Genomic DNA, 271 nt, shown 5'->3' on the forward strand with positions numbered 1-271 from the left:
GGGCGCGATGATCACTTTTCTCCTGGCGCTGGTCTTTGCAGTCGTCTGGGTCGCGGACACCGGCAGCGCCACGCTGCACAACCTGATCTTCGGTTTTGCACTGTCGACGCTGGCGCTGTGGATCGTCCGCGACGAGATGGGCGCCCGCGGCTACTGGCGGCGGCTGGGGCGCGTCCTTTCGCTGCTCGCCCCGTTCTTCAAGGAACTGGCGCTGTCGGCCTGGTAGGTGGCGGGGCTGGTCATGAGCCCGCGCATGGACTTGGAGCCCGTC

Annotated in this window: 1 protein-coding gene; it reads left to right on the plus strand. The window is 67.2% G+C overall.

The window, feature by feature from the left end; translation table 11 throughout:
* A partial coding sequence (locus KVS69_RS19610) for a Na+/H+ antiporter subunit E (protein WP_217539691.1) occupies positions 1 to 226 on the plus strand: 226 nt, incomplete at its 5' end.
* Positions 227 to 271 lie beyond the last annotated feature (45 nt).

Origin of the sequence: Stenotrophomonas sp. GbtcB23, assembly GCF_019091045.1 — a bacterium.
Taxonomy (GTDB): Bacteria; Pseudomonadota; Gammaproteobacteria; order Xanthomonadales; family Xanthomonadaceae; genus Stenotrophomonas; species Stenotrophomonas rhizophila_A.